Annotated in this window: 17 protein-coding genes and 1 pseudogene; 3 read left to right on the forward strand and 15 right to left on the reverse strand. The window is 37.5% G+C overall.

From position 1 onward, the window contains the following. The first annotated feature begins 82 nt into the window (after nucleotides 1–82). Both thpR and H9649_RS10680 read left to right on the forward strand, forming a co-directional pair. Complete coding sequence (gene thpR / locus H9649_RS10675; protein ID WP_191694840.1) at nucleotides 83–631, forward strand: RNA 2',3'-cyclic phosphodiesterase; 549 nt, start codon at nucleotides 83–85, stop codon at nucleotides 629–631. A gap of 81 nt (nucleotides 632–712) precedes the next feature. Continuing rightward, nucleotides 713–1,681 (forward strand): annotated as a pseudogene (locus tag H9649_RS10680) (ring-cleaving dioxygenase). A 132-nt stretch (nucleotides 1,682–1,813) separates the two neighbouring features. On the opposite strand, the gene H9649_RS10685 reads toward H9649_RS10680, so the two are convergent. The 5 genes from H9649_RS10685 to H9649_RS10705 all read right to left on the reverse strand — a co-directional run bounded on the left by H9649_RS10685 (nucleotide 1,814) and on the right by H9649_RS10705 (nucleotide 5,916). Beyond that, nucleotides 1,814–2,161: an NIPSNAP family protein gene (locus H9649_RS10685; RefSeq protein WP_191694842.1), complete on the reverse strand. Its 348-nt coding sequence runs from the start codon at nucleotides 2,159–2,161 to the stop codon at nucleotides 1,814–1,816. Nucleotides 2,162–2,209: 48 nt separating this feature from the next. Further along, nucleotides 2,210–2,971, reverse strand: coding sequence for a DeoR/GlpR family DNA-binding transcription regulator (locus H9649_RS10690; RefSeq protein ID WP_191694844.1), 762 nt, complete (start codon nucleotides 2,969–2,971; stop codon nucleotides 2,210–2,212). Nucleotides 2,972–3,162: 191 nt separating this feature from the next. Further along, nucleotides 3,163–3,897, reverse strand: coding sequence for a sulfite exporter TauE/SafE family protein (locus H9649_RS10695; protein WP_191694846.1), 735 nt, complete (start codon nucleotides 3,895–3,897; stop codon nucleotides 3,163–3,165). Nucleotides 3,898–4,207: 310 nt separating this feature from the next. Beyond that, complete coding sequence (locus tag H9649_RS10700) at nucleotides 4,208–5,254, reverse strand: serine hydrolase domain-containing protein (RefSeq protein WP_225229823.1); 1,047 nt, start codon at nucleotides 5,252–5,254, stop codon at nucleotides 4,208–4,210. A 107-nt stretch (nucleotides 5,255–5,361) separates the two neighbouring features. Continuing rightward, the gene (locus tag H9649_RS10705) at nucleotides 5,362–5,916 is read right to left on the reverse strand and encodes a GNAT family N-acetyltransferase (RefSeq protein WP_191694847.1); all 555 of its coding nucleotides are present in this window, start codon (nucleotides 5,914–5,916) and stop codon (nucleotides 5,362–5,364) included. Between the two features lie 220 nt (nucleotides 5,917–6,136). On the opposite strand from H9649_RS10705, the gene cynS reads away from it, so the two are divergent. Continuing rightward, entirely contained in the window at nucleotides 6,137–6,598 is a 462-nt protein-coding gene (gene cynS, locus H9649_RS10710) for a cyanase (RefSeq protein ID WP_191694849.1), read from the forward strand. 56 nt (nucleotides 6,599–6,654) lie between these two features. On the opposite strand, the gene H9649_RS10715 is transcribed toward cynS, so the two are convergent. The 10 genes from H9649_RS10715 to helD all read right to left on the reverse strand — a co-directional run bounded on the left by H9649_RS10715 (nucleotide 6,655) and on the right by helD (nucleotide 17,677). Further along, the gene (locus tag H9649_RS10715) at nucleotides 6,655–8,343 is read right to left on the reverse strand and encodes a methyl-accepting chemotaxis protein (RefSeq protein ID WP_191694851.1); all 1,689 of its coding nucleotides are present in this window, start codon (nucleotides 8,341–8,343) and stop codon (nucleotides 6,655–6,657) included. A 116-nt stretch (nucleotides 8,344–8,459) separates the two neighbouring features. Further along, nucleotides 8,460–8,897, reverse strand: coding sequence for a hypothetical protein (locus H9649_RS10720; RefSeq protein ID WP_191694853.1), 438 nt, complete (start codon nucleotides 8,895–8,897; stop codon nucleotides 8,460–8,462). A gap of 189 nt (nucleotides 8,898–9,086) precedes the next feature. Beyond that, nucleotides 9,087–9,512: a hypothetical protein gene (locus H9649_RS10725; protein ID WP_191694855.1), complete on the reverse strand. Its 426-nt coding sequence runs from the start codon at nucleotides 9,510–9,512 to the stop codon at nucleotides 9,087–9,089. 449 nt (nucleotides 9,513–9,961) lie between these two features. Further along, nucleotides 9,962–10,501 carry a hypothetical protein gene (locus H9649_RS10730; protein ID WP_191694857.1) on the reverse strand — a complete coding sequence of 180 codons (540 nt, stop codon included), beginning with the start codon at nucleotides 10,499–10,501 and terminating at the stop codon, nucleotides 9,962–9,964. 252 nt (nucleotides 10,502–10,753) lie between these two features. After that, nucleotides 10,754–11,881: an ABC transporter permease gene (locus H9649_RS10735; RefSeq protein ID WP_191694859.1), complete on the reverse strand. Its 1,128-nt coding sequence runs from the start codon at nucleotides 11,879–11,881 to the stop codon at nucleotides 10,754–10,756. 13 nt (nucleotides 11,882–11,894) lie between these two features. Continuing rightward, on the reverse strand, nucleotides 11,895–13,145 hold the full coding sequence (locus H9649_RS10740; RefSeq protein WP_191694860.1) for a hypothetical protein: 1,251 nt from the start codon (nucleotides 13,143–13,145) through the stop codon (nucleotides 11,895–11,897). After that, nucleotides 13,145–14,020 carry an ABC transporter ATP-binding protein gene (locus H9649_RS10745; protein ID WP_191694862.1) on the reverse strand — a complete coding sequence of 292 codons (876 nt, stop codon included), beginning with the start codon at nucleotides 14,018–14,020 and terminating at the stop codon, nucleotides 13,145–13,147. Before H9649_RS10745 ends, H9649_RS10740 begins: the two co-directional genes overlap by 1 nt. Then, nucleotides 14,017–14,772, reverse strand: coding sequence for a hypothetical protein (locus tag H9649_RS10750; RefSeq protein ID WP_191694863.1), 756 nt, complete (start codon nucleotides 14,770–14,772; stop codon nucleotides 14,017–14,019). The genes H9649_RS10745 and H9649_RS10750 overlap by 4 nt, the downstream gene beginning before the upstream one ends. After that, nucleotides 14,765–15,319, reverse strand: coding sequence for an RNA polymerase sigma factor (locus H9649_RS10755; protein ID WP_191694865.1), 555 nt, complete (start codon nucleotides 15,317–15,319; stop codon nucleotides 14,765–14,767). The genes H9649_RS10750 and H9649_RS10755 overlap by 8 nt, the downstream gene beginning before the upstream one ends. Before the next feature lie 123 nt (nucleotides 15,320–15,442). Beyond that, the gene (gene helD / locus H9649_RS10760; RefSeq protein ID WP_191694867.1) at nucleotides 15,443–17,677 is read right to left on the reverse strand and encodes an RNA polymerase recycling motor HelD; all 2,235 of its coding nucleotides are present in this window, start codon (nucleotides 17,675–17,677) and stop codon (nucleotides 15,443–15,445) included. Nucleotides 17,678–17,808: the final 131 nt, after the last annotated feature.

Here is a 17,808-nt window from a genome sequence, read left to right on the forward strand (position 1 = left end):
GAGTGTCAAAAAAAATATTTTTGACACCCTTACAGCGGGTCAAACCGTTGATACATCAATATTTATAGAGGGAGGAAACTAAATGAGTTCGCATTATTTTATCGGTATCAAAGCACCGCCAACCATAAAAAATCAGGTGGTACATTACCGCGATACCCTACAACTAGACCGGCAGTATAAAGTTCTACCGGTTGATGAAGATTTGCATATTACTTTGTTTTTTATAGGAGCACTTACCGACCAACAACGTGACTTATTAAATAACCGACTTAATGCTCTTGCTATGAACATTCACCAGTTCTCTTTATCGATTGATGGACTTTCCTATTTTGGTTCTCCAACAGGTCCTCGTGTCGTGTATCTTTCCGTTGAGCCATCTACAGAACTCGACTTCTTACAACAATCGATTGCACAATCTGTCAGTGATTTACTTTCAATAAAAGCTACCAATCCCTTTATACCGCATATTACGATTGCAAAGAAAAGGAAGACACTCGAGTCATCAGTTATACCTATTGAGCAGTTTGAGAAAGTGCATTTTTCGGCAGAGCTATTTTCTCTATTTACGATTCATCCGGATGAAAGGCCTAAATATGAAGCAACTTATAGCTATGTACTACAAATGAAATAGCATCTTCTTTGATTCTACATTTGTATACAGGTATAATTATCTTGAATTCAAGATATCATCTCGAAGAAGGGATTGATTACTATGAACGTTAAAGGTATACATCATTTGACTGCAATGACAGGTAGTGCAGCGAATAATTTTTCATTTTACACAGAAGTTTTGGGGATGCGTCTTGTGAAGAAAACGGTGAACCAAGATGATACGACGGCTTATCATTTATTTTACGGGGATGAAAAAGGGAATCCTGGAACGGAGTTGACGTTTTTTGATTTCCCGAATGCCGGACCAATGCGAAAAGGGGTTGGTAGCATTTCCAATACCTCTATGCGTGTCGCTTCTGACGCCGCACTCGATTATTGGTTAAAGCGTTTCGGTGATTTCGAGGTGAAACATGAAGGAATAACGACATTTGCCGGACGACATGTCATCTTCTTTGAAGATCCAGAAGGGCATCGATTAACACTTGTTTCTGATGAAAATGAAACCGGTGTACAAAGTGGAACGCCGTGGGATCGTAGCCCTGTTCCCGTTGAATTTGGGATTACTGGTCTAGGCCCTGTTATGTTGACAGTGCGAAAACCCGACTCCACAATGGCAGTGCTGAGCGTTTTAGGTTTTACGGAAAAAGAGCGTATACCCGCAATTGAGGCTGGCCAAGAAGAGATTATTGTCATGCATGTTGGAGAGGGAGGAACTGGGGCTGAGGTTTTCATTGAACCCCGTACTGATCTGCCAATGGAAATCCAAGGAACTGGTGGAGTACATCACGTCGCTTTCCGGGTCACAGATGAAAAAGAGTTGCATGATTGAATTGACCGAATTAATCAAACACGTCTGCAAAACTCTGGATTCGTCGAGCGTTTCTATTTCCGCTCTCTCTATTTCCGTGATCCGAACGGTATTCTTTTCGAATTGGCTACGGATGGACCAGGATTTGCAACGGACGAACCGCTAGAAACGTTAGGTGAATCGTTATCGTTGCCGCCTTTTCTAGAAAATAAGCGTGCAGAAATAGAAGCTTCTATTAAACCTCTGAATACTAGAAAATGAAAAAGTCAGGTAATGTTGAATTTACCCGACTTCGACTATAGACAATTTTTCGTTGTGAATTATTGCAGTATTATGTTACATGAAGCTGACCTCGCCTTCCTAGGTGGGCTGTCAGCTTTTTTATTTAGACTTTCAAATACTTTCATTTACTGTAGACATTAACACTTCATTTCTAACTTCAAGAATGTACTCCTTATAAACATGTTCCCTACCACCATTTTTTTCGTACCAATCTATAATTCTTTGAACGTGCGCGTTGTCACCTTTTACATTCGTTTCTATATCTACGTAATCTTCATAACTGTCATATTCCCAAATAGCAAAAATCTCAAAGGTATCATCTTGATTATCCTTCATCCACCGTCCTATTAAACGAGCTCCGTGCTTTAATTGATTCGGTAAATTGGTATTATTGAAGTGTGCATTGAATTGCTCAACAAATTCGCTTTTAACAGTGTAATATTTTCTTCTATAGAACATTGTTTCCACCTCCAGTTATGAGCTAGCATATATTCACTATCACTTTTCTTATTTTGCTATCAATACTTCCATCCCACGAGCCATAATTAAGTCTATCTCATCCTGGGGGGTCTCCTCGTCAGTAATGACAACGTCCAGTTTTTCTAGAGGATACATTCTACTGAACATATCTATACCAAACTTCGTATGTTCAATGAGGCTAACAATTTTTCTTGAATTATCAAAAATGGTCTTATGGAAGACAGCCACTTCAGGTGTCGCAGTGCTTAACCCTTTTTCCGATAATCCACCAGCCGCAGCAAAACACAAATCAGTCGTGAATTGTCGTGCTAACTCAGTGGCAATCGCGTCTGTCATATTACCAGAACTCTTCACATGGCCACCAATGAGATACGTTTGGATATTTTTCATCTCTCGCAAATGATAAGCGACTTCGACTGAATTTGTAACGACTGTAAAATCAAAGTCATTTGGTAAATACTTCAACATGACATAATGTATTGCCGCACCACCGATAAAAACCGTTTGCTCTTTCTGAATATACGTACATGCTGTTTTTGCGATTGCATTTTGATAAGTATTTCCATTTCCATATCGTAAAGAAGGTGGTTGTGGCATTGTTCTGGAATTTCCTATTGGTATGGCACCACCATGTGTTCTTTTCAATAACCCCTGGTCCTCCATGATTGATAAATCCCGTCGAATGGAGTCAATGGACAAGCCAAATTCCTCAGCTACGTCTTTTGCCAAGATACGCCCATTTATTTCAAGCATGTCTAGGATTTTATCTCTTCGTTCTTCTGTAAACAATTTTAATTCCCCCTTTGATATACTTCAGCTTTCTGCATGTTTCTTCATGTTTAATCCTCTTACATTGCAATACATTCCGATTATTGCACGTTTATTCATGTTAATCAACTTTATTCTTCATTTTCATTCAAGTTTATGCCGTTTTAAATAAAATAAAAACCTCTACTACAGTAGAAGTTTACACTTTGCCATTAATTGGCGTTTTCAATTATGATTTGAATAATCAATGCAACAGTTACAATTCGTAATAATGGCTTCACAAACTTTGGATTCAACTTCTCTGCAAAGCGGACACCCATTTGAGCTCCTGTAATTGAGCCTAACATTAACATAATCGTCAATGGCCATATTATTTTACCAGCAGCAATATAGGTGAGTGCTGCTCCAAAACAACTTGAAAACGTAGCAAGTCGGACATAACCGACTGCACGTATATAGGCAATTTCCATGTAACCGAACAAGTAAAACATTAAAGTTCCCTGCCCTGGGCCGAAAAGTCCATCGTATATTCCGATTCCATACAGGCCAAGTATACTCACTTTATTGATTTTCAATCTTTCTTCACCCGCAAAGTTTCCCTTACCAATAAAAGAAGTAATGAAGGCAAAACTTAATAGGACAATCGCCATAATATACAAATGTTCTTCAGAAAGCTTTGTCGCTATGAAACCGCCCGTCACACCACCTACCAAACTTACAGGTATGATCCAAAATGATTCTCTAAACGAGATCTTTTTCTGTTTCATTAAAATGAAAAAACTAGAAAAGGAACTTACTGTATTTGATACTTTGTTTGCCCCAATTGCTGAATGGATCGGGATACCAAGTAAAAGCATTGCAGGCAAACTGATAAGCCCGCCACCACCAGCCAGAGTACCAATTGTTGTAGCAATTGCCCCAATGAAAAAGAGTGAGAGATATTCCAATACGACCACCCCCTGTTAATAACTTCATTATACTCTCTAACTGAATATTAGAAAATTCGATAGTTATTATGAAAGTGTATAAGTATTGGTTATATCTAAAGAAAAGCCTACATGAAGTGTTCAATTTACAGTATTTTAAGGTATTGCGCAGAAATTCAATAAGCCTTGATCATTTCATACTGATCAGAACAAGCATTGTAGCTTTCCGCAGTACAAGGAATGATTAACAAGCGCTCAGTTTTGATTTTAAAATTATGCCCCCAAAAAATATATTGCTGCTTTTCCACTTGAATTTTTCTATGCTGTTCATTTATGATTTCAATGAAACAGCAAGACGCATGACCAATCGTATGGGAAGTGCTGGATTTGATATTTGATTTACATCTCCAACAAAAAATAAATCCTTTGATGGTAAATAAAATGCAAAAGAACCTGTTGATCCAGAATGACCAACTAACTCACCTTTTCCCATGAATAGGGTTGCAAAACCATTTAGAGGAATACTCATTAAACCAGCACCGTAGTGAATCGGAAACATGGAAACTTGCAATCTATTAATGAATTCCAGTTCATGAAACACCTTTTCATCAAATAACCTTCCTGTAAAGAAAGCTTTGATAAATATCATTAAATCACGAGCCGTAGAAATACCACCGCCACTTGCACGACTGCTTTTAATGAATTCAGGTCGATAAAGAACGTTATTTTTATAATAAAAAGTCGGAACAAAGTCGCAATCGTTTTTCAGAAGATATGTACTTTTAAGCTCTAAGGGGTCGAAAATAAATTGCTGATACACCTCTTCTAAGGTTGAATTAGTAACTGTTTCAATTATTTTTCCAAGCATATCAAAGTTAACATCTGCATAATGAGCCCTTTTTTTCATATTAGGCGCAAAGTGTGGTTTCAGCTGTTTAGTCAATGTTATCATTTCATCGAAATTAAATTGCATATCTTTATGGATTGCACGTTTTTTTGCATTATTACTTCCTTCTTCAAAGACATCCGGCAATCCACTTGTTTGAAATAATAAATTAGAAAGAGTAAGCCTCATAGAATATTCTTTCCCTTTGTAAATATGAAGTTTACTCAAGGTATCGTCTTTAAAGTATTTTGTTACTTCATCTTCTAATGACAGTTTCCCCTGCTCTTTCAAAATTAAAATACAGGTAGTTGTAAACAGCTTTGTGATGCTTGCCATAAGGAATGGTGTATCTACATCTTTCCCCCCGTACCCCTTACTGCAAGAAAAATCTCCATCGGCGTTTTCTACAAATAGAACGGCCTCATGTATCCTTTTATTTTTGGTGATCTGTTCGAATACCTTGTCGATTTTTTGTTGGTTAATTCTACACAACCCCTGCCTATAGTATTTTTAATTAGGAGCCTTTAAAATGCGTATTATTTAACTAATCCATTTGTATGCAGTGTCTTCAAGTCTAATTACCCGTTGGCGCCAGAATATTATATTGTTTCTGAGTACCATTTTAAAAATGGTTCTTTTTCTATCACGTTCAAAATACATGGTGTTTTTACTTGTGATTCTATTTTTTGATGTTCTATCGGAAATTCATCTTGTACACCGATTTTAACAAATGGTAGTTTCTCCTGTGCCTTTTGAGATCGAATATTTGAGAGTTTTGCTCCCGCAAACACATATTCCAATTGCAATGTCGTAAATGCAAAATACAAGATTTTCTTTTTTGCTAACAGATTATACCCTTTGCCCCAATATTGATGACCTATCCATGTTCCTATATGAGCTGTTTTGTTTTTCGGGTTAAACTCCTTTAGAGTTATTACACCAATTAATTCTTCATTTTCATTGAGTATAACTCTTGAATATTGATTCTCTACTCTTTCTTGTTCAAGAACGAACCTAATAAAATCATTTGTTCCTTCAAGAGATGCTTGGTCTGTAGTTAATCCTAATGCATCTTTTACCTGTGATGCAGATGAGAGTGTTGACATTGCCTTTGCATATTTTAGATCGTGTGGGGCTAAAAAAACTTTCGCCATTTTATCTCCTCCAAAACAGGATTTTAGTTTCAACGCACAACCTGGATTGCTTAACTTAGCAATTAACATATTACGTAAATTGTATCAAACTTCATCACAAATCGTCAGAATTATTTTGAAATAACAAAGTCTAGTTGTCTCAGAAGATTCATATTTGCACATTTCACGCATTTTGAATAATGGTATACTATTTGTAACATTACTCAAGGAGAGGATTACTTTGGCTAAGCAGGATAAATATACGAGAGAATTGGCTACTGAAGAAATTTTATTAGCAAAAAGGGATAAGGGGCTCACTTTTGACGAGATTGCAGAAGCGATTGGCCGTCATCCTGTGTGGGTGGCTTCAGCAATTATGGGTCAGGCAACGATGAATGCTGAAGAGGTTTATGCATTGGTTAAACTGTTGGACTTGAATCCATCGATTACTACAGTATTGCAAGACTTTCCGATGAAGGGTTCATTGGAAGATCGTATTCCTGTCGACCCGCTGTTATATCGCTTCCATGAAATTTTGCAAGTGTATGGGACAACGATGAAGGCTGTTATTCAAGAAAAGTTCGGTGACGGTATTATGAGTGCCATCGACTTCACGATGGATATTGATAAAGAGGAAGACCCAGCTGGAGATCGAGTAGTTGTGACGATGAATGGAAAGTTTTTACCTTATAAAAAATGGTAGAATAGCTGAATGACCAAATCGCATAAATTACATGTGATTTGGCCATTTTTCAAGATTCATACTGTGAATTTCCCAACTTCATTCTGAAGCTTTTCAGCAAGCAAAGCTAATCTTTGTGCATTTGAGGAAATTTCTTCATTTACAGAAAGTTGTTCTTCAGTAGCCGCACTCACAGAATTCGCTTCTTCTGAGGTTTGCAATGCAAGGTGTTCCACTCTTTTTGACCCTCTAAAAACTTCATCCGTCTTCACAAGCACATGTTCAATCGTACTCCTCACAGTGGACAGTTTAACACTCATCTCAACTGTTGCAATTTCAATTCCCTGAAACACTTTCTCCGTCTTTTTTGACACCGATTGCCCTTTTGTAATTTGGCTAGATCCTTCTTCAACACTACTTACCGCATCTTCAACTTTGTGAACCATCACATCAATCATCTTGCCTATTTCTCCTGCAGACCGTTTTGATTGTTCTGCTAGATGACGCACTTCCTCAGCAACAACTGCAAAACCTTTGCCATGAGCACCCGCCCTCGCAGCTTCTATAGCAGCATTCAATGCAAGCAAATTTGTCTGATCAGCAATACCTGTAATCAGTGTTGTTACTTGTCTAATTTGTTCCGAATACATTGCCATTTCCCTTATTGTGAGAGAAGATCGCGAAATGCTAGTGCTAATTTCCTCCATTTGTTCTGTGAAATCTTTCATTCGGCTCTTTCCTGTCGACACGAGTTGAGAAACCGATTCGGAAGCCTGTAGCATTTGAATATTCTCTTCCATCATTTGAGCCATCTCTTGCAACGTCTCTTCTATGTAGCAATTTGATTCAATCACTGTCGATACTTGGGAATTGCTAGCGACCATATTCCTCTCCGTAATTTCGGAAACAGTTTCAGAAGCAGCAAGACTTTCTTCCGAACTAGCAGATAAGTTTTCTGCTTGTTCCGCAAGCTGAGTGGCTGAGGTTCTTACAATCGATAAAATTCCTTTTAAGTCTTTCATCATTTCATTGAAAGCACTTGCCATTTCCCCAATTTCGTCTTTATTTTGAATGTCTACAGGTTCAATTGTAAAATTCCCTGTCGCAATCTGTTTCAATGCTTCCGTCATCTTCTCCACTGGCCGAGCGATACTTATGCTGATTCTTTGAGCAACAAGAATACTTGCAATGAAAGCGATAATTATCAGGCTAGCAATAACAATTCTGATCCAGTTTAAAACTGCTAACAAAGACTGCTCCGTCTTCACTTGTTGGCTATTTTGATGTTCAATCAATTGTTCAAGTGTTACTGTAATGGCATCCTGATAATAGTTACTTTCCTTCGCTAAAGCCATTGCACTTTCAATATTTCCTTCGTTAACATCTCTGATAATCAGTTCGCTAATTTGCTCGTAACTTTTTGAGGTTTCTATTACTTCCTTCAATAATTCGCGTGCAGATGGGGTTCGGACGATTTTGTCCAGTTCTTTTAGCTTCAAGTTAATCGACTTCATATTTTCTTCCCGTTGCTCCACATGTGACGTATCCTGATAGATTATATATCCCCGAATATTCTTTGCTTCTTCGTTTTGTTCGGATAGAATTTGTTCAAACAAGAGAACTTTTTTTATTTTATCATCAATTAAAAAGCGGTATTCATTATTCAATTTTGAAAGTGCCAATATCCCCGACATACCAACAACTAGTAAAATAGTTAATATTAATAGAAATCCAAACCAAACTTTTCTTCTCACGGTCAACCTCATACCTTTTGGCCTCCACTAATCATAGTCAATTTCGATTATAGACTATAGTGATAAAGTATGATGTTAAGCTTTTGTAAAGAACGATTCCAGGTGGTTCATTTAAATCTTTCTAAAGATTACATGGGTCTGATTATTCCAGTTTGTATATTGGCTTTTATATAACTCTTCGGCGGTACCGGCGAATCAGCAAGTCTTCGTAACATTAAAAGTTGTCCAACATGCGTCATAGCATCCGCAAGCGGTCCTTGCAACAACAGTTCAGGCGATTTTTTCATAGATACATTTTCAGCAAAAGCCTGATCCAATTTCTCTACACTATTATAAAATCGATCGACTTCTCGCTCCCACTCTTGTACGCCTTTACCTGCTTCGACGTTTGCAAACCAAGAATATCCAAGAGTTAGTACATCAGAAATATGAGATAATAACTCAACCGGTGTTTTAACACCCTTTCCAACTTGGAAATCAGGATAATGCAAAGGAACATCTTTGATTGCTATAGTTGCTCGATAAGATAACGTTGCTAGATAATGCCGAAAGAATCTTTCTTCCATATTAATACACTCCTGAGCTTGTTATTTTTAGATCATTTACCATAATACATTACACCTGAGTGTTAATTGAGAGATTAATATTAACTAATTGGATTACGAATGTTAAACAAACTAGTTAACATTGAAACACTGACTTTATTTGTGAATTGCCCCCGTTAACGGAAAATGCACCTTCGATAAAAAAGATTTTCATCCTTCGATAATGTTGTCTAATGCCTCCTGTATTTCTTTTATAAAAGGAACACTAATTGAATTTACATCTTGCTCGTGCACATAAAAAATAAGTATATTTCTCTTTTCAAACGTGCTCGCAGATACCAGATCCATTGTTTCTGTCTTTTTAGCAAATTCATTTTTTCCCTTATCTAGATCATTATCACTTTTGAATTCGAAGATAAAAAATGGCTTTTCATTCACCTCATAAGTTCTTGGTTTCACATCTCCAAGTTTTGAACCAAAGATATTTTTCTTGAATTCAGCTTCTATCAAGTTAACACCATTGTCCTGCAATGCTGTTACAACTTCTTCTTCAGTAATATGAGAGCTTTCATCCACCTGAACAGGTAGACAGGCAGCTAAGAACAAAAGCAAACTTACACTAAATATCATCTTCATTTTGTTCACCCCCTAGATCTGAAGCAATTAGTAAATTAACATAATAAGAAAATAAAATTTCACAACTGATTAGTATGATGTTTATTGCGTTGGTATCTTTTAAATTCAAGAGTACAGAAATTTAATAGTGTAAGCACTGGGATAAAAAAAGCAAATACTAGTATTCCTAAACTGCTAAAGACTCCATCTATTTGTTTATGAAACGCTTGAACATCTAATGTATAAAAAATGACGGTCGCTAGTAGTAAAATTACAGCATTTACAGCCAATGCTATTAGAACACTCATCCATTTTTTACTAGTCAATTTAAATAACCATATACAAGTTATGGTGGACGCTAGAAGAGAAATAAGCACTGTAACTATCATTATTATATTCAAAACAAACCCTCCCATTACTATATATCCAGATTGATTTTTGTAAGAACCGTTCTTAGAATCAGCTCAATATTAGTCGATAATAGCATCATTCATACATTTGAGCTTTGACTCAATTTCGCTCCATTCTTGTGAAATCTCGTTAATCTCACATACGTAAATCGATTTGGATACACTCATAATCTTATTTATAGTCTGTTCATCTACCGGCTTTTCCCTTTTGATAGTAATCAAAATATGTCTGACTTTTTCTTGTAAATCTTGAAGTTGTAAGAGTACATGATTTGGAACTATTTGAGGATTATAATAATCAATATTAGTTAATCCTCCCTCTACATCTCTAAAGATCGATTGAAGATCCTTGCGAAACGCTTCTTCCTCCCAGTCTATTGATTCAACTGGTTGCAATCCTAAAAAAAATAAAATTACTAATAGCGGGCTTTTAACTTCCAAATCATACATGTACATACTCACCTTTTCTAAATCCTCATTTTCATTCGCATTGTTCTTGAGCTCATTGAAATATAAGATGGATAAAGTGAAAATGACTAAAGATAAGATAAAAATAATAGACACATACTTATTCTTATTCAAAACGTATTTCATTGACATTTAGTTCCACCTCTTTTAGTAGTATTTCAAATATAATGGGATTTTAAGAGAGTGTACCTTCTTTCACTATTCTTTTATGGCAGCTCAACCTTTTTTCTTTATAAGCAACATTTTGATGTCATTTGCTAACTCACTAGTTAATCATTTCATGCTATTGTATCAAACTTCCATTACAATTAGCAGAATACTGTAAAATAATTTTAAATTAAATAAAAACGAGAGCCCAGCTCGCAGAGGGCTCTCGTTCATTCCTTATAAAATATCCAACTTCTTTTCCCGTTTCCATAAAATCGCGGTAAATATAATCACAATGATAATCATCGCACAATAAGAAATCATTGACAGCCACTTCGGATGCCATATGGAAATCATCTCAGGTAGCAATGGATATAACCCAATGATTAGAAACCCGACTACAAATGGAATTTGTATGCCTATCAAGGAAACCATATTTGGTACTAGGGTTGAAAATGCCATGGAAAGTAATCCTAAGACTAGTCCGATAATATAGATTCCCGCAATACACAGCAATATGAATTGGAAAAATGTCGGATCGAACCAAGATTCATTTGCAATAAATGTATTGACCCGTACATCAAAATACATGGATGTATTATTCAGCGAATATAAACTAAAATACACGGCTAACAGTGCTGTGATTACAATGAATGTCGCGATGATGCCTGCCAGGATTTTTGTCTTGAAGAGATTCCTGCCCTTTTTTGTTGTATACTGAATCGCCACTAACTGTCTTGATCGATCTTTCAAGATGGCTGGAGAAATGACCAACACGACACTGAATAGGATAGCAATACCGACATTTGCAATGAATGTCTTAAAATTCATCATAACAACTTCCGGATATATTCCGAATTTCTCCTGTGCAATCAATTCTTCCAATCGTTGCTTCTTTTTCTTTGATAGGACATCCGGAACTACGTCTTTCATCTCATAAAACTTAAGCAGTCTTTCTCGTTCTTGTAGTTCCCAAAAGAGTTCAACTTTTTCCTCAAAAAATACATTACTTCGAAGTGCGTAAATTTCTTCGGATGCATTCCACCAATCATATGCTAGGAATTTTTCATACGTATCCAGTCCCTCTTCGACGAATTCCTCTCTAGATTGCAAATATTGAGTTGCGTCTTCAACTTGATGGGCATAGGTCCTTTTAAAATCTATAAACTCATCATCGTCCATCGTAGTTCCGTATTTCTCAATCATTTCTATTCCCATTTCATATGAATAACTGTGACTGCCATTCGGGAAGTGTTTAATATCGAACTCAATGAGTAGAAAATAGAGCACACTGTTAATGAAGATAAGCAATATAAGCATCTTCCACGTCAATATCTTTTTCAATTCATTCCATAATACACGCATTGTCCCTACCCCCTTACTGAATGTCCATTTTTCTAAAGCGTTTATACGTTATGGTACAAAAAACAATCGTAATAATCGTCCAGCAACTAATTGTCATCCATTCAAAGTTTTTGAACAGGATCAATCCGCTGCTTCCCATGAACGATTGCGACACTGCCATCGTCAGTGTTGATAATGTATATGAAGTTACGATAAATAGGTTGGAAGACTTCGGCATGAAGGTAGGTAAAAGCCATGCTAGGATAAATAACGCTGCAACGAGAAAGAATGTAGTGTAACTGTTTTTCACTATGACAGCTAAGGCAAAAGTCAAACCTGAAAATAGTAACTGGATGATGAAAACAAGTACAACTACAGCCACTAAAAACTCACCTACGGATAGATCCCACCAGGTCACATAAGGAAAAGGATTTTCCCAATTGAACGCACTGCTAATCGATGTTTTCCAAACATGCGAGTAATCGAATAAGAAGAAATACGTTCCGAGCGTAATCGTGAATAAAAACAGTGAAATAACTGTAGAAACTGCCAATGATGCAGCTAACTTGTCCTTCATTAACTTTCTACCTCGATGTGTCGAATATGTTAGAAGCTGCGTACGGTTCTCAAACTCATACGTCGTAATGAGTGCAGTCATTAAAACAATCAAAAGTAGTGACTCGATAGTGATGTGCAAGAAAACCGTTTTAAACAGAAAGCTATGCATGAAATATGGTTTGCCTGCAAAAAACCATTCTTTATGCTCTTCGTTGTCCACCATTTCATTAAAACGCTCAGCAAATTCTTCATTTTCTCGTAAATAAGTTTCAGCGGCTTTTCCGCTTATCCCATAACCTTTTAGATCACCACGTGCCCCGTCTTGCACATCAATTTCCGCATAACTTGCGTCAATCGAATTTGCCATACCGAAGTACATTTCCTTTAGTTGTAAGCTATTGAAGAATTCCCAGTCTCTGTCGCTATATTGTTCCTGCTCCTCAAATCGTAATCCATCCAAAAAATCATAAATACTCTCAAATTGCTTACCGGTGATTTCCGTTAACCCCAAGAGGTCACTTTGAATGTCTTTTTCGAACTGCTTCAACGAATCGTCTGTTATTTCCCTACCGTACTTATCGATGATTTCGTTCACTATTTTCAATTCTTCCTTATGGTCGGATGAACTGACGATGATGAAGATATTAAAAGCAGAGAAGACGATAAGTAATGTTATTAAAATAGGTGATGTCAGCGCCTTTTTACATTCATTAATGAAAATGCGCATTAGTTTTCCCCTTCTAACTCATCACGGTATTCGTATAAAAATACATCCTCCAGTTGCGGAGGAACAGATGTCCATTCATCTTCAGAATTTCCTTTATGAATAAATCGAACGGTCATTTGTCCGTATTCCTGCTTTTCGGAAAGGAGAATGTTATTCTTTCGAAAGTCTTCCAATTGGCCATAGTCGATCGTTGTTTCAAAGACACACCCATTTAACGTCGCACAAATGTCAGCAACCGAATCTTTATAGAGCAACTGTTTATTTCTAATCATAATTATTTCATTCGCAATCGATTCAATATCCGATACGATATGCGTTGATATGATGACAAGACGATCACGAGCAAGATCCGTTAGCAAATGCCTGAAACGTGCACGTTCTTTCGGATCGAGTCCCGCTGTCGGCTCGTCCAAAATAAGAATTTCAGGATCATTCAGTAACGCTTGCGCAATGCCGACACGTTGAATCATCCCACCGGAAAACTTCTTCATTTTTTTATTCACCACATCGCTTAGCGCCACTTTTTCTAATAACTCGTCAATCTTATTAAGGGCTTCTTTCTTCCCAATCCCTTTTAACGCCGCCAAGTAGAGCAAGTATTGCTTAGGTGAATAGTTTTTGTAGTAGCCGAATTGCTGTGGTAAATAGCCGAGCCGTTCCCGATATTGGTCATCCATATCGTTTATATTCTTTCCGTTATAAAAGATTTCTCCTTTAGTCGGGGATATCAATGTCGCCAACATTTTTATTAGCGTTGTCTTTCCAGCCCCATTCGGTGCTAGTAAACCGTAGAGACCATTACCGAACTCGAGATCCACATTTTGTAATGCAGTAAAGTCCCCATATTGCTTGCTTACATCTTTTACAACAATCATTCAAATACCCCTTCCCTCTGCTTGAACTGTAGTAATTTTTTCAAATACCATACATACGTAATTACAATTACGAGTAAAACTACTGCATTGACAACAATCGGTGTTTTCATAAGCAAATCATTATATAAGTTGACATTCATCGACTGTAAAACGAGATTTCCGAGTGTCCATCCTATAACTGTACTGACAACAATTACTGTCGTTCTTCGCTTCATCAATGCAAACAGTAATAGAATAGAGAACAAAAACAAAGCTGTAATTGAAAGTAGAAACGCTCGCATGAATTGAATTTCATCATATTGTATAGCTAGAATCGCTACGGCAATCATATTTAGCACAATGGAAAACACACTGAAAACGAGCATCCTGAATGCAATAATTTGATAGACGTTATATTTACAAGCCATTTCCACGTCATACGTATGATTTTGCGTTTTCCGTACATACGTGAAAATCGATAAGACCAGAAACAGAATCGGTGATAGTAAAAAGATATAGCCATACATATCATGAATTTCACTATAGTATGGAAGTAAGACCATCAATCCGATCATCATCGTAACTAGTAATGTAATGAATGTGATTTCCAACCGATCCGAGAATATATGCCGTAAGCCGACTTGCTGCATCATTGACTTCAAATACGATGGGAAACTTTGTTTAGGTTTCACGCCTACAGATACAATCTTATCTATTTGAATCCGAATTGTTTGTTCATCCAAATCAGGGACTTTAAATCTTTCCTTATTCACCGTTCCTCTCCTCCATTTCTGTACGTATCCTTTTTAAAGATGAATAATATCTTGTTTTCACTGTCGACAAAGGAATGGATTCCATCATAGCGATTTCTTTCAGCGTGTACTCTCCGAACAGTTTAAGTCGGATAATCTGTTGCGAGCTAGATTCTAACTGATTTACGATTGCAATTACTTTTTCAACATCCTCTTTGTATTCAAGTGAAATTACCATATCAACCTCATCCATAATCTCGTAGTCATCAATTTGTCTAGCCATTTGCGTGTATCGATAAGATTTAGACCGATAGTAATCCACGATTTTATTAGACGCCAACCTGTAAAGCCATGTCCGAAACGAAGCTTTTTTTCGATCATATGTATGAATGGATTGCAAAGCACTGATGAATATCTCCTGCGTCAAATCCAGTGAGAGCTCCTGGTCCAATGTTTGTTTATAGCTAAATGCATAGATTTCTTTGTAATACGTAGAAACCAGTTCATTTGCTGCTGATTCACTCGCATTCATCTGTATTTGTTTAATCCATCGTTTTTCTTTGTCCATGATTCACCACATGCTTTCCACATATCATTGTCTCTTAAGTATATTCGTAATTGGTCTGCAAAAAGTTTGTCGATTTGAAAATAAATAAAAAGGCTTCCATGTGGAAACCTTTCATTCTTATTGTTAGCACTCCGTTTTATTGACTATAATGTTCGAAATTGCTTTAGACAAGATATGCAACTCATGCATCGGTCTAGTCATTGCTACATACAACAATTTTCGATCAATCGCATGATTCTTGAAGGGGTCGTCAAAAGCACCAATAATTACAGCGTCGAACTCTAAACCTTTTGATAAGTGACTCGGAACAATAAGGAGACAATCCCTAGCTATATCCGACTCTTCCCCTAACAATTGCACATTCATGCCTGCATTTTCTAGTGTCTTATGGATTTTTGAAGCTTCTACACGAGTTTTACAGATGAATGCTATGGAATGATGGCCGCGTTTTACAACAGACTGATAGATTTCATCCACCTTCTGAACATCGAGATTCACCATATTATAAAACTCCGGTTCACGTCCATGGCGGACAACCGGTTCCACTAATGGTAACTCTTCATCCATATGCTTAAGCACTTTATTCGCCAACTGCATAATTTCGATTGTAGTACGGTAACTTTTTTGGAGCGTCATATAGGTTGCTCGTGGAAATAATTCCTTAACGGGATCCCATGAAGTTAAAGCCCTGTAGCTATGTATTCCTTGGGCCAAGTCTCCCACCATCGTGAACATATCCGTTTCAAGTCCATCTTGTAGTGCGGCCAGCTGGAACTCACTGTAATCCTGTACTTCGTCGATGAAGACGACCCGCATTTTCCATTCATCCGCAATCCCTTTCAATTTGGCATGCAAATAATAGAGAGCTGCCAAATCCTCCAGCTCCCATGCTTCTTTTTGATGAGTCTTCAAAAAAGCTTCTCTCTCTGATGGTGACCAGTCACATGCCAGCTCTTCATGTAAAGCTGGATCTATCAGCCATTCCCGGTACAATTTCTTAATGTTAAACTTTTTGAACTTCCGTATATATGAAGAAACCGTTTTCTTTCCCTCTTTTTCAATGAAAGGCAGTCGCTCATCACGCTCGTCCATTACTTTCGTAATTCTCGCTTTGCGCTTTTCATCATCCCGTATACCGTAAAGCGCTTTGTCGAGTGCTTCCTCATACTTATCCGATAGTAGGGAATACAGCTGTTTTCGTTTACGATTCACTTCCGCTTGCATAATAAGCTTAATACGCTCGATTCTTTTCTCTAACGGCAAATATTTGAAGTCTTCGAGATACAATTTACGAATACGGCTTCCCCGCATAATACGGTATTTTTCAATATAGACGTCTTCAAAAAGTGCTGCAGTTTGCTGTTCAAGCTTCTCAACATACGCTTGCATGATTTCCCGGTAACCCAGTGTGCCCTTCATTCTGCTAATGGAAAGCTTATCGCTGTCCATGCCCTCCGCAGTAAGCTGTTCAAGTAGCGCATCGGGGTCTTTCAGTTTCAACTTCAAACCTGTGGCGTCGAGTACATAGTCTGCGAAAGTCGTTTGGCATATTTGACCGACACCTAGCTCAGGAAGCACGTCCCCGATGTAGTCCATGAACAGCTTACTCGGAGCCAAAATCATCAGCTTATTTGAAGGGAAATCTTCTCCCATCGTGTAGAGGAAATATGAGATTCTGTGGAGAGCAATTGTTGTTTTACCACTTCCTGCTGCTCCTTGGACGATGATTGGTTGCTTTAAATTCGCACGGATGATTTCGTTTTGCTCCGCCTGTATCGTCGAAATGATTTCAGTTAACCGGGTGTCCGCTTTGCCTGACAGCGCATCTTGTAACAACTCATCATTCGTCGTCAAGTCAATATCCATTATCGCTTGCAATTCGCCTTCTTCGATTTTATATTGCCTTTTTGAAAATAGATGTCCACTTAACTCTTCGTCACGTACTTTGTATGTCAGGTCACCAAGTCTACCGTCGTAGTACACATTCGCGACGGGTGAACGCCAATCGACGATGATCGGTTCTTGTGTTTCCTGATGAAATACGGATGTTTTGCCGATATAGAGTAATTCATCTTTCTCACCAGTCGTCTGGAAATGTATACGGGCGAAATAGGGTTTCTGCTGGATGGCTTCCAATCCTTCCTTTTGGGATCGGGCCATTTCAAAAAAACGTGTGTTAGTCAAAATATTGATGAAGCTTAAACTTGAATCTAAGTAGTCCAGGTCAGCTGTTGCTCTTCGTATTTCATCTTGCGAAGTCATTTCGTCGCGTTGTGTGTCGGCTAATAGTTTTTTCATGTACTCTTTCGTATAGTCAAGTCGTTCACTTTCGAACTCAAAATCAGGATGTTGCTGCATTGGACAGACCCCCTGTTTAGTAGTTAGTACTTGTCGTGAGACGCTGGCTAGAAATTAAGTCAGAAATTGATTGTAGCACTATGGAATGATTTGGGCAACATGAACTTTTCAGAAAAAGAAAAACCTGACCG

The organism is Sporosarcina quadrami, from assembly GCF_014836615.1.
GTDB classification, from domain to species: domain Bacteria; phylum Bacillota; class Bacilli; order Bacillales_A; family Planococcaceae; genus Sporosarcina; species Sporosarcina quadrami.